This window comes from Cedecea sp. FDAARGOS_727, from assembly GCF_012273235.1.
Taxonomy (GTDB): domain Bacteria; phylum Pseudomonadota; class Gammaproteobacteria; order Enterobacterales; family Enterobacteriaceae; genus Cedecea; species Cedecea davisae.
The window spans coordinates 3,907,957-3,921,270 of sequence record NZ_CP050966.1 but is presented as its reverse complement, the minus strand read 5'-3'; the positions used below and the strand labels follow the sequence as shown (position 1 = coordinate 3,921,270).

Genomic DNA, 13,314 nt, shown 5'->3' with positions numbered 1-13,314 from the left:
GGCACGGTTAAATAATCTGGCGGCCTTATTCAGCTATTGCCGGGAAAGGCGGCGGGTACCAGGCCAGATCTGTCGTTATCTCGGGCATACCTTCGGCTCCTTCATCTCAAGCGGCAGTTTAATTGGGTAAGATGGGCTACCGTAGGTAAAGCAGCTGGTAGTCACTTTCACTTCGTCGCACGGCAGGAAGTGAACGGTGATACCACAGGTTTTCTGCCCGGTATAATCTGGAACAGGAACCGTTTTTCTGTGCTGCCTGTTGTTTGCGCTCATTTTTTTTTCCCAGGCTTTATATTTTTCATAGTCTGCAAACCCCGGGAATCCGGCAGTTGACGCCTCTCCACTCTCCCAGTCAATCCGCACCGTCATACCCTGTTTCCAGACGCCAGGTACCCCGTAGCAGCAGCCCCCGCCGCCTCCGTCGAATGGCCCGATAGCATCGATGCCCGACTGGCCGTTAACGCTGAAGTTGTTGATGGCCCATTTGGTATGGTTTATCGCTTCTATGGTTCCGCCGCCGCTTTGTGTCTCCGCATGCGGCTGGCTGCAGCCGCCAAGTAACGCGATGCTCAGTACTATGCCGTAGCATTGTCTCTTCATTACCCTCTTCCTTTTGTTGTGCTGTCCGGTATCTGGAAAATCATTTAGCCCTGCCCGCAGCCGCAGGCACGGTTAAATAATCTGGCTGACTTATTCAGGCTATTGCAGGGAAAGGCGGCGGGTACCAGGCCAGATCTGTCGTTACCTTGGGCATACCTTCGGCTCCTTCATCTCAAGCGGTAATTTGATTGGGTAGTTTTTATTGGTCGGCGACCAGCAGCTGGTGGTCACTTTCACCTCATCACAGGGTAAAAAGTGAACGGTAATACCGCATACTTCCTGTCCCGTATAATCAGGTAATGACACGGTTTTGCTATGTTGCCTGTTATTAGCGCTCATTTTCTTTTCCCAGGCTTTATATTTTTCACGATCGGCAAAGCCAGGGAATCCGGCAGTTGACGCCTCTCCACTTTCCCAATCTATTTTTACCGTCATACCCGGCTTCCAGACGGCAGGCACCCCGTAGCAGCAGCCCCCGCCTCCGCCGTCGAATGGCCCGATAGCATCAATTCCCGACTGGCCGTTAACGCTGAAGTTGTTGATGGCCCATTTGGTATGGTTTATCGCTTTGATTGTTCCGCCCCCGCCGCCGCTTTGTGTCTCCGCATGCGGCTGGCTGCAGGCAGTAAGAGAGCAAATGCCAAGCACTGCGCTAATGATTTTTATATTCTTTACCATTACCTTACTCTCCGCTGCGGTATTCAATGAGTGCCGATACAAACAGCGTCAACAGGTAAAGTTAGGGTGTCGACAACGGCAGAAAAAGGGACATCAATCCAGAGGATCCAGGCCCAGTGGCCCAGGTTTACCATCCTTTCAGTTCCCTGATAATATTCCCGGTAACAGCCTTCCGAATGGGTGGCTATAGAACCGCACCCGCTCAAAAAAAATACCGCCGCCAGTACAATAATGTTTTTCATCAATGAATAACCTCTTCCTTTTGGTGTTTACAAAGGTGTTCCATAACCCAGGTGTCTCGTTCCTCCTCAAAGAGGATCCTTTTTTTAGTTGCCGTCTGCATCGCGTTAAAACATGCTGAAAATGCCGCCTCTTTGGTTGCAAAGATATGAGCAGGCAAACTCTGAGTACTTAAAAAATTCTCGGCATCGCACAGGCACATAAACGCTTCGAACTGAGCGTCGCTAAAATCGATTTTCTGACATGTTTCCTTAGACGTGACTGCGCCATTTCCCTCAAGCATCGCGGGCCGCCGGTCCCTGTCCATCCAACTCCAGAAAAGAGCCGGCCGTTTAAGCTGCGCTTTCCCCGCCTCATCAAGAATATCGGTAAATAATTCAGGGAAAACACGCGTATCCCAGAAGCGGAACACTCCGGGTCGCCCTTCATGGCTGGCGTCTATACACCGCCTTAGCCAGTCTGCAAGGTCGGAAAACGGCCAGCAGGAAACCACCACAAGCAGGGGAGCCTTGAGCGAAACCTCCCGTGCAAGCTCATACAGCCAAAGAACCTGCTGCTGGTCAGCAAGATCGATGCGAATTAATAACGGTGCCTGCTCCCTGTAGATATCTTCAGGCAACCCTTCATAGAGGGAACACCATGTTATCTCTGGGGAAAACCCGGATAATGCCGGGATAACGGAGATCTCGCATTGATCAACGATGATGTCGATATACCCCTGGTCAAATTGCCTGCAGGTATGCTGAATTTTATCCAGCCAGATTTTCGTGCTGTCCATCAGTTAGCCCTCCCTTGTGACAAACCCCTGAGCGCGCTCCTGCGCTCGCTTCAGGCACTCTTTGCAAACAGACGATGGCAGCTCGGGGAGCGGAAATTCCTCGCTCGCCGGTGCCTCCATTTTGTGCTGCCCCTTGAAACTAAGAAGACCAGGGCCATGAATTTCCACCTCTCCTCCCGGAGCCAGGCGGATATACGCGCCGCCACAGCCCAGGGTGATGCCATTTTTTGCAGTAAGCTGCAAATGCCCCTGGGTAGATTGCACAACAACGTCTTTCAGAGAGGTCAGGGAGAGAGTATCGGCATGTGACTCAATGGCCAGAGGCCCCTTGCCTGAAACCAGCCGCATTCCCATTTGCTGCGCAAGAAGAGAAATTTCTTTACTTGAAACAACAGAATGCCGCTGAGCGGTAGTAATATTGACTTCGCCCAGACTTTGGAGGCTTAGCCCTTTACCGCTGTGTAACAGCGTTGACTGCGGCGTAACCGCAGCTATGCCATCTGGCGCGCTCATTAACAGCGCCGCCGACTTCAGGTCAGTTGCCCCTTCAACCAAAGCCTGAAGAGGCCCTTTATCGGGCACCACATTGTTATGCGACTGGGCAATGCTTCCCCATTCCGTTAGTTGATTGAGCGCACCTTTGAGCAGGCTAATAGCCGCCCCCATTTCCAGCGCTTCCCCCTGCGCTTTTTCCTGCCCGTCCGCGCTGATGAACATGCCGTTGCGGGCGCGGATGGCCCCCCAGCTGTCGGTTCTTAGCTCGAAGCCCTCGCCGCGCTTTTGTTTCTCGCTGTCGACAAGGTAGCCGAGGTTTAGCTGGCTCTTACCCCCGTATTCGGTCGAAACCTTAATGTGCTCCTGGCCGCGGTTATCATCGAGGCGGATTTTGTTATTGGACGGGGTGCGCAGCACGTTGCGCTTATAGTTACGAATGGTGACATGGTCGCCGTGCGCCGAGTCGTGCAGCACGCCGGTGATGTATGGCCTGTCCGGGTTGCCGTCTTCAAACCCAATCGCCACCTCTGTGCCCGCCAGCAGCGGCAGATGCAGGCCGTAAGTGTCTCCGGCATACGGCCGGGACTGGCGTACCCACAGGCTTTCAAACCCGGTTTCCCAGTTGTCGCGGTCAAACAACATGTTGACGCGGTAGCGGCCCTCTTTGTCGATATGGCCATAGGTATCATTTTCGGTGGTGCTGGTGACGCGAGCGGGCAGCGTGCCCGCCATCACCGGTCGCCTGCCCGGCTGAGGGCGAAAGCCGTAGTCACCGTCGGCCGGAATAGCGCTGAAATGAACGTCAAAATCGCTGTCGCGCCGGGCGTGGCTGCTCATTCCGGTGATAACCACACCTTTAGCAAATACCTCCGTCACTTCATCCCCACCGCTGACTGCCAGCACCGCGCCAGGAGAGAGCGTCGGGCAGCTGGTTATCCCTGCCAGCTTCGTCTGTCCGTTGAGGTAGCGTTCATGCCGCAGCCTGGCGTAAAACGCCCCCGACTCCGGAGCGGGGTTACGTTCCTGCGGGCTGCCCGGTGTCAGATAGTTGTCGGCATAATGGTAGGCGTCTCCGTAGGTTGTGCTGTCATCCCGGGTGGCATCCACCTGCACATTCATATCTTCGGTCGCCAGACGGTAGTTATAGTCCCGGGTGCTGACCTGCTTCTCGACCACATGGTAATGGCTCTCCATCCCCCACACCGAGTCCACGCCTTTAGCATGTTGCCCCGAAGGCGGAACGGACGGCAGCGCCAGGCTCTTCTCGTAACCCTGCTGGCTGTCGTAAAACTCAACCACATCAATATTAAGGCGGGTATCCGCGGTAAAGCGGAACCAGATACCCACCTCTCCCAGAAGGCGGGTGATGAAGTGCAGGTCATCCTCGCCGTACTGCATCACCTGCTCCCGCCGCGGGTACTCTCTGCTGAGAGAAAACAGAAAGTCCTGCCCCTGCATGCCGTGCCGCTCGCGGAGGATTTTCTCCACTATCTGCGGCACGGAAGCATCCTGGTAGATGGCGTTCTGGTGCGAGCGGCTGAGCAGCGCCAGGCGTGGCTGGAGCGTGAGCGCATAGTGCGTTTGATCTTCTGAGGTGGCAAAACGCTCGAAAGCGGTTACCACACCCTGAACCACTCTTACGGGCTGCTGGATTTTAATGCCCGCCCCCTGATCAACCGGGGCCTGCAGCGTCAGAGAAGCGGTTTTCATCAGCATCGCTTCCCGGCTGATGGCGTGATCCGGGCTGGTAAACTCTATACGGTAGCCGAACGGCAGGCTCAGGGCTTCCCGGCCTTCAAACGCCAGCACGTCAAGAGAACCGTCGTAATCACGCACCGCAAGCAGGTGGTGGCTATGGCTGAACATCACTAAGGGATGGGTACTCATACGCTTTCATCCTCCGAAGGATCGAACTCCAGCACAATGCCCTGTTCTTCATCCCAGCCGAGCGCCAGTGATTTTGGTTTTTGTTTTGCCGCCATCCAGGTGAGCAGCTGCTGGCTAAGTACCGGCAGGATTTGCTGATTAAGCAGGCTGTCTACGTTGCGCGCTCCGGTGTCCGGCAGCAGGCAGGCGTCGGTCAGGGCGCCATACAGGCTCTCTTCAATATGGGTTGCCAGACCGTAATGGCGGTTCAGGCGTTTGCTAACCTGCGCCAGCTTCATTTCGACTATGGTGCGCATCGCCGCCCGATCCAGCGGGCGGTAAATTACCGTCTGGAAGCGGGCAAGCAACGCGGGCTGGAAGTGATCCCTGAGGAGGGGGCGCAGCAGCTCCTGGAGATCTGACTCGCCAGCTTCGGGCTGCTCATCCAGAAGCTGCATCAGGTGGTCACCGCCGAGATTGGAAGTCATCAGAATAACGGTGTTACGGAAGTCGATCTCACGCCCTTCGCCGTCGCGCATAAAGCCGCGGTCGAATACCTGATAAAAGAGGTTCATCACGTCGCGGTGCGCTTTTTCCACTTCGTCCAGCAGCACTACGCTGTAAGGCCTCTTGCGCACGGCCTCGGTAAGAATGCCGCCCTGGCCGTAACCCACATAACCAGGAGGCGAACCTTTAAGCTGGGAAACGGTGTGCGGTTCCTGATATTCAGATAGGTTGATCGTGATAAGCGATTTTTCGCCGCCGTACAGGGCATCCGCCAGCGCCAGCGCCGTTTCCGTTTTGCCCACGCCGCTAGGGCCAACCAGCAGGAACACGCCCTGCGGTCCGCTTTCCGAGGTTAGACCGGTTTTTGCGGCACGCAGCCGTTGAGCAATAGCGTTGAGGGCAACGTCCTGGCCCACTACGCGTTTGGCGATTTCATTTTCCAGCGTCAGCAATTCCGTCTGCTGGTCCTTCATCAGCGAAGACAGCGGCACGCCCGTCCAGTCGGCAATCACGTTGGCCACTGTGCGGGTGTCCACATCCACGGAAAGCAGCGGGTTACCGGACTGCATCTCGTTCAGCTGTTGTTGCAGGCGGTGAGTTTCGCTCTGGCGGGAGATATCCTGCCGGCTTTCCAGCAGTTGTTCCGTCAGCTCCAGCGCCTGGCCGTACTGCGTCTCCAGCTCATCCAGCTCAACAATCAGGCTCACTTCTTCCTGCTCGATTTCCGCCAGCCGTTCACCACAGGCATCGTTGCCCACGGCAATGTCTTCCAGCAGCGCCTGTTTTTCTACTTCCAGGGCGGTGATCTGCACGCGGATTCGGGTTAGCGGTTCCGGCACGGTATCAAGGCTCATCCGCACGCGAGCGCTGGCGGTATCGAGCAGATCAACGGCTTTGTCCGGCAGCTGGCGGCCTGTTAAATAGCGGCGTGATAACGTAACGGCCGCTTTTACCGCGTCGTCGGTTATGTGCACGCCGTGGTGCTCCGCATAGCGGGATTTCAGGCCCCGGAGCATCAGGCAGGCGGTGTCGTCGTCCGGCTCATCCACTTTCACCATCTGGAAGCGACGTTCCAGGGCAGCATCGCGCTCAAAATATTGTTTGTATTCGCTCCACGTCGTGGCGGCGATGGTCCGCAGCTCACCGCGAGCCAGAGCTGGTTTCAGCAGGTTAGCCGCATCCGCGCCGCCCGCCTGGTTGCCCGCGCCGATGATAGTGTGCGCTTCGTCGATAAACAGCAGGACGGGCGTGGGGGACTGCTGCACGGCATCAATCACGTTTTTAAGCCGCTGCTCAAACTCGCCCTTAACTCCGGCCCCGGCCTGCAAAAGACCGAGATCGAGAGTACGCAGGCTAACGCTTTTCAGGCTTTCCGGCACATTACCTTCGGCGATACGCAGCGCCAGCCCTTCCACCAAAGCCGTCTTGCCCACGCCGGGTTCGCCCACCAGAATGGGGTTGTTTTTACGGCGACGGGAAAGAATATCCACCATCTGGCGGATTTCCGTGTCGCGGCCAAACACCGGGTCAATATTGCCCTCTTTCGCTTTAGCTGTAACATCCAGAGTGAACTTGTCCAGCGCGTTTTGCAGCGCCGGATTCAGCTCACCCTCTTTGATTTCCGCCCCTGCCGGGCGGCCAACAAACTCAACTTCACCGCCGTAGTTTTGCGCCAGCTCAGCTTCCTGCTGCACTTCAGGGCGTTCGTCCGACTGCATATCCAGCAGCGGGCGCAGCCGCTCCAGCTGGCTCTGCCCGAGGCTCAACATCGGCCACAGGCCGTCGCAGCGCAGCAGTTTGGGTTTATCGACCAGCGCCATCAGCAGATGCACGCTGCGAATTTGTTCTTCCCCCGCCAGGGAAGCCCGCAGCCAGGCTTCCTGCATCAGAGCCTGAATGCCGTCCGAGAGTTTTGGGCGGCCGCGCACCGAGCGAGGCAAATTGTTCAGCCAGCCCAGCAGCTCCTGCCAGAGCGTATCCATATTCCATTCGTAACGCCGGGCCAGTACCGTCAGGTCGCCTTCGCCCTGTTCCAGCAATTTCAGCAGCCAGTGTTCGGGCTGGATCTCCGCATGAGCGCGGGTCTGGCACAGGGAGGCGGCACCTTCCAGCGCGCGGGCGCAGTAAGGGTTAAGGCGGCGTAGCAGGATGGCTGAATTTTCCATAATTCTCTCTCTTTCTCGGTTCCGGGCACGCTACCGCCCATCGCTTTCCCGGTAATCAGGAACCCAAGCGCATCAGGTCAGGCAGGTGGAATGATGTGATTTTTTGCTCAACATCCGCACGGCAGACTCTGGGGAAAAAACTGCGGACGGGCTGCCCCGTCCGCATCGGCTTACGCGGTAGCGCGTTCGTTCCAGGAGTCGGAATGAATGATGTTGCCGTCTTTGTAGGTCCAGGTGATTTTTTCGTAACGCAGTTCAATGCGCTCGAGGTGGTTGTGTTTCTCTTTCGATGGGTCTTTCACGTCGTACATTTCAGGATTCACTTTCACCACCTTCACGTTTTCCAGCTTGGTGTTGAAATACTCCACTTCCTGGCCCGCATCGTTAATTTTGTACCACTTGAATTCAGCAGACTTGAGGGTCTGGCCGGTGGTTACCGCTTTGTAGAGATACGGGCTGGAAGAGTCGATTTCCTTGGTGAACAGGAAAGGCGTGTGGATACGGGTGCCGGTCAGCTTGCCGGTATTGTTGTCGGTTGGGATATACAGCTTATGCTCCTGAGCGACTACCTCGATGCTGCCCTCGCGGTCCTGCACATCAACGGACCCCTTAATGTCCGCACCGCCGTCGTCCTTCAGCCAAAGATAAACAGGAATTGCCATGAGATTTACTCCATTTCGTTTTTTAATACGCCATCATCCTGCGATAGCGCGAGGGTTTCGCCCGGTAACCGGCAGGCATCCGCCTGCGGAACCAGACTGATTTCGACACGGCGGTTAAGCGCGCGGCCTTCCGGCGTGTCGTTGGTTGCGGCAGGGCGGCCTGCGCCATAGCCCTGAACCGCAAAACAGCTTTCCGGTACGTCTCCGGTGTCACGCATCCAGTCACGTACCGCTTCGGCACGCTTCAGGGAAAGCGTCTGGTTCAGCTTTGCATTACCGGTATTGTCGGTGTGGCCGCTGACCACAATCAGCCAGCCGGGTTTGGCTTTAATACCCATCAGCGAGTTAACCAGCAGCTTCGTGGAGCCGGGTTTGAGCAATGCTTTACCCGAGTCGAAAAGCGACATACTGTCCAGCCGGATGATTGCCGGAGCCGGTTTTGGTTTCGGCGCCTTAGGTGGCGGAGGCGGCGGAACGTAGCTGCGTAGAGCGTTAATCAGCGGCAGGCGCAGCTGTTCGCCCCTGTACAGCCCTAACCCCAAATGGGCGGGAAGCCCGTTGCGCGCATAGTTATCAAGCTGAGTCGCATGCTCGCGCAACCGACCGACCGCCAAGGCCTTCGGGTCATAATCATTCATGGGGATTTGGCTGTAGTGCTGAATATCGAAGCCCACCCGCAGCAGCAATTGCCGATTATTCCAGGCACTACCGCAAAGCGCCGCAATGGCGGCCAGGGTGAAGATCGCCCCGGCCCAGCAAAAAGCCCTCTCTCCGGGCGTAATGCTTCTGCGTACGGGCAGCAGGGGCAGGATAAAATCTGGCAAAATTGCTGCATCTGCTGCCCCAGACTCCACGGGATGCCAGCCCGCCACGTTTGGCATGGCCGTCTGCATTGTTAACCAATCGGACCATGACGAAACGCTCAGGCCGCGGGCAAGCACGGGGAATAACCCCCATAATTTTGCCGCAGGCGGGAGCACGTCAGCGTCCTGGTTTTTATCCGTAAAGATGCTTTCGACATAACGATGACACCAGGCTACCAGGCTATTCATCAGCACCTGAGATGAAGTATCCATCACGTTGCCAGTCGTTATCAAAGCAGCGGAAGCACCCGGTAATGTAGACGCTCTCCATACGCTGGCTCCTTCGCCCGGCACCACTGCCTGCCAGAGAACATCCTTAACAAGGGGGGTTCCGGCGTAGCAGCTAAGCACCAGCGGAAACGCATGCCCCGTGTCGCGGCGGAGTTTGGCTATCTGCCAGCGCACCGCCAGCAGTTGGCTGGTAAGAGCCTCCGCATCGTTATGCCTCTGCGGGCAAACGTTAACCATTATCGAAAGCTGGCCACCCCAGCCGGGCCGCCGGTAGAGAACCTGCCGTGCAGTCTCTGCCAGGGCCTGAGCCTCTTCGACCCGAACCCAACACCCCTGAGTCACCGTCAGGACGCTGACCCCTTCCGGCCAGTCGTGCGGTAAATCACCGCAGACCAGAACGACGGGCTGCCTGTAGGTAGCGTCCGGCAGGTTGTCCAGTTGCTCCGTTTGGGCGGGCTTCGTTTTGCGGCTTAGCGCGAACCAGACCAGCGCCACGCAGGCCCAGGCAGCAAGCAAAATTAAAACTTTTGCCAGCACGGAGACCGTCAGGTATCCAACGCAAACGCAGCCAGCCAGCAGCGCGGCCCACAAAGCCAGGAAACGGAGTTGATTTTGGCTCATTCCACTATTCCCGGTAGCAATGCGGCCAGAGTCCTGTCCAGCCAGCTATCCAGGCCCCACCACACTCCAGCGAGCACCAGCACGCTCAGGAAAATCACCGCGGGCCATGAAGTGAGCCAGCCGCTTCGCCCTAAACTCAGCGGGCTTTCCACCATAACCGGGTGGCTTTGCGGTAATGAAAACGGCGTCACTTTAGCTTCCAGGGCTTTCACCAGCTTGCTGCGTTCCGGGTCGTTCAGAGAGCTAAAATCGCCCACCAGGCCCAACATCATCACGCGATGAAAACAGGTCAACACCCTGTCGTTTGGCTGCGGCTCACGCAGAACTTCGCGCATTCGGGTAGACAGCGTGTCTCCGGATTCAATGGTGCCCAGAAAGTGGCCCTGCAAAGGAATGTCATACCACTGAACGCAGGCATCATCCTGAGTCCCACGGGTTTTGACTGCCTCATCCAACAAAGCGCATTGCGCCAGCAGAATATCCTTGCGGCTGACTTCATCCACGCCTTGTTCTTTTAGCGACTGCTGAATGTGCTCAACATTTGCCACGCAGCGATCCCAAAGCACTCGCCCTTCACCATCCTGAAATACCGCCCCTTTCCGCAGGCTGATGACCTGTAACCAGGTATCCTGTAGCAGCATATCGATATCGCCATCGGCGGTTGTCGCTCGTTTGTTCTCTTTCATGATCTGAGTACCGCAAAGAGTTCAAGGTCAACCTCGCCAAGCGTGCCGGGGGTGTAGAACATACAGTTACCCTCCTCAAGCATTGCCTGTGCCGACGGATGAGAGAGATCCAGCGAGAAATACTGATTTTCCAGGCGCAGCGGAATGGCCGCAGGCACGTGCTGCATAGGTTTGAGCAAAATGCCCTGCCGGGAGGAATTGACCAGGCTTGTCACCTCGTCCGGGCTCCCGACTTTGCATTGGCGCGGGAACTGCTCTTGCAGCTGTGCCACCGGCAAAGAAGAACGCACAGAGACATAGTAATCAGCCCCTTCACGCAGGCGCGGCTCCTGAAGGCGAGCCAGCCACTGGCGAAGACGTTTATCGTGAGTAAGCTCAATAGAAACCACGCGCGAAGGCAGGCTCGCTTCCAGCAGAGTACCGAGCAAATCGAAGAGCGGAGGAAATGTCGCATTCAGCTGTTCATGCTGATACACAGGAATGGCGCTGACCTGATGCTCCAGAGAGAAAGTCAGCAAGCTCCCCGCCAGCCGGGCAAGTTCAGTGAATAAACGCTCACTGGAACTTTGAGGGGCACGCTGGAACTGCCCCAGTACCGGCTCGGCGCTGTTAAGCGCATTCAGCAGCCAAAAAAGAGACACATCAGCGACGGCAAAATCGGCCATGCGCTCATTGCTTTCTCTACGCATAGCCATCAGCCGCTTAAGGCGCGCGCGTAACTGAGTCATCAGCTGTTCGAGCTGCATCATCAACCAGTGGCTGCTTTGCACCATCAGTACAGGAGGCAGGAAATGGCTATCCAGCTCCCAGCTTCCCTGCGAGTTCTGCCTCAACCGGGCAACGGGACAGGTCAAGTAATCACTGTTATTTTGATGAGCGTAGCGCAGCGTCAGCTCAGGCTGGAGAACGGCAATTTGCCGCGTATCTTCGCCAAATTGGTTGCGAACATCACGCCAGCGCTGGCGATAACGGATTGGGCGTTCGGCAACCTCATCGGTTCTCAGGCAGTTGCCACCGTTGGCGCGCAACAAAGGGAGCGCCAGCACAACCAGAACGTCCTGCTGTTCAGCGTTAAGCTGCAACGCCTCAGGGAGCGCGTCGGCATTGTCGGTATCAACCAGCGTTCCGTCCTGAAAACGCAGATGCAGCCTGCGGGCATGCAGGCGCCCCAGCTTCAACGCATCCGGTTCAAATGAAACATCAATCACCCCCCATGGGTGATTGAGGCCCATCTGCGCAATGCATTCGGTGAACCAGGCCGTGTGGGCGGCCTGTTGTTGAAAATGCTGGGGCGAGACCATGATCCCTCTCCCCCATAGCGGCTGTTCTGTCTTCACAAGTAGCCGCCTTACGCTTTCGCTTTCGGCATTTGAGAAACCAGCGACAGGTTGACGTCCATCCCTTCCACCTGGAAGTGCGGCACGGCGTAGAGTTTCACGCGGAAGAAGCCCGGATTATCTTCGATATCTTCTACGGTCACTTTGGCATCGCGCAGCGGGTGGGAAGCCTGCAGGTCGTCGCCCGGGTCGGTCATTTCGGTCACCAGGCTGCGAACCCAGGTGTTCAGCTCCAGCTCAAGCAGGCGGCGGTCTTTGGTGGTGCCGATATTTTCACGCTGGATAAGCTTCAGGTAATGTGCAATGCGTGAGAGCAGGAAGATATACGGCAGGCGCGCGTTGATCCTGCTGTTAGCCGTTGCATCCGCCGTGTCGTAAAGCGCCGGTTTCTGCGTGGAGTTAGCGGAGAAGAAGCACGCATAGTCGCGGTTTTTGTAGTACGACAGTGGGATAAAGCCCAGGTTAGCAAACTCGAATTCGCGGGTTTCCGGGATCATCACTTCAGACGGAATTTTCACCTGGTTGCCGGTGCCGAGATCGTAGAGGTGAATCGGCAAGTCCTGCACCGCACCGCCGGCCTGTGGACCACGAATTTGCACGCACCAGCCATTATTGATAAAGCTGCGCACCATATTGGCAGCAAAGGCAAACGAGGCGTTGGTCCACAGGTATTTATCGTGATCCGGGCCTTTGACCTCTTCCACATAGTTAAAGCTGCGCACCGGCACGGTATCCGGGCCATACGGCAGGCGGCCCAGCACGCGCGGCATCACCAGGCCGATGTAACGGCTGTCATCGGTGTCGCGGAAGGACTTCCATTTAATGTATTCCGCACGGTCGAAATAGTTCCCGATGTCTTTAATAGCGGCGACGTCTTCCATATTGTCCTTAAGGAAGAACTGCGGCCCGGCGGAGCCGATAAACGGCATGTGGGCAGCGGCAGATACCTTAGAGATATTACGCAGCAGCGCCACGTCCTGAGCGGAGGCGTCGAACTCATAGGCTGAGATCAGCGCGCCAATCGGCTCCCCGCCAGGGGTGTCGTATTCTGCCACGTAGGTTTGCAGGTAAAGACCGCTCTGGATAATTTCCGGGCTGTCTTCAAAGTCCTGGCGCAGAGCGTCTTTAGACAGGTCGAGCAGTTCAATTTTCACGTTCTGGCGGAAGTCGGTTTTATCCACCAGCGACTTAACGCCGCGCCACAGGGACTCAACGGCCTGGAAATCGTCATGATGCATCACCGCATCCAGCTGGCGACCAATTTGCTGGTCAAGCTCGGCGATGTGATGGTCAATCAGCGTCTTATCCAGCTTATCCACTTTGGTACCCGCTTTGCTCAGGCACTCCAGGAATACCTGCATCCCGGCGGTAAGGCGCTCGTCGGCGGTCGCGTCAGACATCGCCTGGCTGTCCTGCCAGATATCCAGCGCGCTCAGCTCGGAAACGGGGCTAAGGTTAATTTTTTCAAACAGGGAAGCATAAACGCCGCCCGCTTCCGGGCGTTCCAGAACCACGCTTTCGCCGGAAGTTGCATTTTCATTTTTTACAGACATCAGCATTTTCTCTCGTTAATCCGTTAAACATC

At 56.6% G+C, this 13,314-nt stretch carries 11 protein-coding genes; all 11 read right to left on the bottom strand.

Going from position 1 to position 13,314, the window contains the following annotated elements; genetic code table 11:
• Window positions 1-75 precede the first annotated feature (75 nt).
• Entirely contained in the window at window positions 76-600 is a 525-nt protein-coding gene (locus FOC35_RS18530; RefSeq protein ID WP_172569767.1) for a DUF3304 domain-containing protein, read from the bottom strand.
• 141 nt (window positions 601-741) lie between these two features.
• Window positions 742-1,278 carry a DUF3304 domain-containing protein gene (locus FOC35_RS18525; RefSeq protein ID WP_172569766.1) on the bottom strand — a complete coding sequence of 179 codons (537 nt, stop codon included), beginning with the start codon at window positions 1,276-1,278 and terminating at the stop codon, window positions 742-744.
• Between the two features lie 23 nt (window positions 1,279-1,301).
• A complete protein-coding gene (locus FOC35_RS18520) occupies window positions 1,302-1,520 on the bottom strand; it encodes a YceK/YidQ family lipoprotein (RefSeq protein WP_172569765.1) in 219 nt (72 codons plus the stop codon).
• Window positions 1,520-2,296 (bottom strand): DUF4123 domain-containing protein, encoded by a 777-nt coding sequence (locus FOC35_RS18515; RefSeq protein ID WP_172569764.1) that lies wholly within the window; start codon window positions 2,294-2,296, stop codon window positions 1,520-1,522. Before FOC35_RS18515 ends, FOC35_RS18520 begins: the two co-directional genes overlap by 1 nt.
• A gap of 3 nt (window positions 2,297-2,299) precedes the next feature.
• The gene (locus tag FOC35_RS18510) at window positions 2,300-4,678 is read right to left on the bottom strand and encodes a type VI secretion system Vgr family protein (RefSeq protein WP_172569763.1); all 2,379 of its coding nucleotides are present in this window, start codon (window positions 4,676-4,678) and stop codon (window positions 2,300-2,302) included.
• The gene (gene tssH / locus FOC35_RS18505; RefSeq protein ID WP_172569762.1) at window positions 4,675-7,329 is read right to left on the bottom strand and encodes a type VI secretion system ATPase TssH; all 2,655 of its coding nucleotides are present in this window, start codon (window positions 7,327-7,329) and stop codon (window positions 4,675-4,677) included. Before tssH ends, FOC35_RS18510 begins: the two co-directional genes overlap by 4 nt.
• 170 nt (window positions 7,330-7,499) lie before the next feature.
• Window positions 7,500-7,991: a type VI secretion system effector Hcp gene (hcp, locus tag FOC35_RS18500; protein WP_016536820.1), complete on the bottom strand. Its 492-nt coding sequence runs from the start codon at window positions 7,989-7,991 to the stop codon at window positions 7,500-7,502.
• 5 nt (window positions 7,992-7,996) lie between these two features.
• Window positions 7,997-9,706: an OmpA family protein gene (locus tag FOC35_RS18495; protein WP_172569761.1), complete on the bottom strand. Its 1,710-nt coding sequence runs from the start codon at window positions 9,704-9,706 to the stop codon at window positions 7,997-7,999.
• Window positions 9,703-10,392: a type VI secretion system protein TssL, short form gene (tssL, locus tag FOC35_RS18490; protein ID WP_172569760.1), complete on the bottom strand. Its 690-nt coding sequence runs from the start codon at window positions 10,390-10,392 to the stop codon at window positions 9,703-9,705. Before tssL ends, FOC35_RS18495 begins: the two co-directional genes overlap by 4 nt.
• On the bottom strand, window positions 10,389-11,729 hold the full coding sequence (tssK, locus tag FOC35_RS18485; protein ID WP_172569759.1) for a type VI secretion system baseplate subunit TssK: 1,341 nt from the start codon (window positions 11,727-11,729) through the stop codon (window positions 10,389-10,391). Before tssK ends, tssL begins: the two co-directional genes overlap by 4 nt.
• A gap of 11 nt (window positions 11,730-11,740) precedes the next feature.
• Complete coding sequence (gene tssC, locus FOC35_RS18480) at window positions 11,741-13,288, bottom strand: type VI secretion system contractile sheath large subunit (RefSeq protein WP_016536824.1); 1,548 nt, start codon at window positions 13,286-13,288, stop codon at window positions 11,741-11,743.
• Window positions 13,289-13,314 lie beyond the last annotated feature (26 nt).